Genomic DNA, 789 nt, shown 5'->3' with positions numbered 1-789 from the left:
CCTCGGGGTACTTAGATGTTTCAGTTCCCCCGGTTCGCCTCATTAACCTATGAATTCAGTTAATGATACTAGCTTRTGCTAGTGGGTTTCCCCATTCAGAAATCCCAGACTCAAATGGTTGTTACTACCTAATCTGGGCTTATCGCAAGTTACTACGTCTTTCATCGCCTCTGACTGCCAAGGCATCCACCGTGTACGCTTAGTCACTTAACCATACAACCCGAAGGAGTTTCGAGTTGATAATCAAATCACCAAAGTTGTCTGCAATTTTTATACATGATGCAGACTCGATTTTGCCGGACTCAATTTTCTTCTCCCTTACTTTGAAAAAGTAAGACAAAAGCCAAGAACACTTGAATGTGTTTTTAGTCGTTTACCTTTCGGTAAACATTGAGAACTTTACAAACAACAATAAATTGTTGTTTTGTCAGCTTTCCAAATTGTTAAAGAGCATGTTTCTTACGAAACCATTTTTAAAGATTCTTAAGGAAAAAACCTTAAAGATGGTATCCCGTAGGGGAGTCGAACCCCTGTTACCGCCGTGAAAGGGCGGTGTCCTAGGCCTCTAGACGAACGGGACACTAAGAAACTCTAAATAAACATATCAATCTGTGTGGACACTCATCGCAATAATCATCGTATAAGGAGGTGATCCAGCGCCAGGTTCCCCTAGCGCTACCTTGTTACGACTTCACCCCAGTCATGAACCACAAAGTGGTGAGCGTCCTCCCGAAGGTTAAACTACCCACTTCTTTTGCAGCCCACTCCCATGGTGTGACGGGCGGTGTG

At 43.5% G+C, this 789-nt stretch carries 1 tRNA gene and 2 rRNA genes; all 3 read right to left on the bottom strand.

Going from position 1 to position 789, the window contains the following annotated elements:
• A 23S ribosomal RNA gene (locus tag DPF93_RS21090) occupies positions 1-213 on the bottom strand; the annotation flags it as partial.
• A 291-nt stretch (positions 214-504) separates the two neighbouring features.
• Positions 505-580: transfer RNA gene (locus DPF93_RS21085), tRNA-Glu, on the bottom strand.
• Between the two features lie 61 nt (positions 581-641).
• Positions 642-789: ribosomal RNA gene (locus tag DPF93_RS21080) — 16S ribosomal RNA — on the bottom strand; the annotation flags it as partial.

This window comes from Vibrio rhodolitus (assembly GCF_003350325.1).
GTDB lineage: Bacteria > Pseudomonadota > Gammaproteobacteria > Enterobacterales > Vibrionaceae > Vibrio > Vibrio rhodolitus.
Note: the sequence above shows the minus strand (reverse complement) of the source record. Positions and strands in the feature narration are given on the sequence as shown.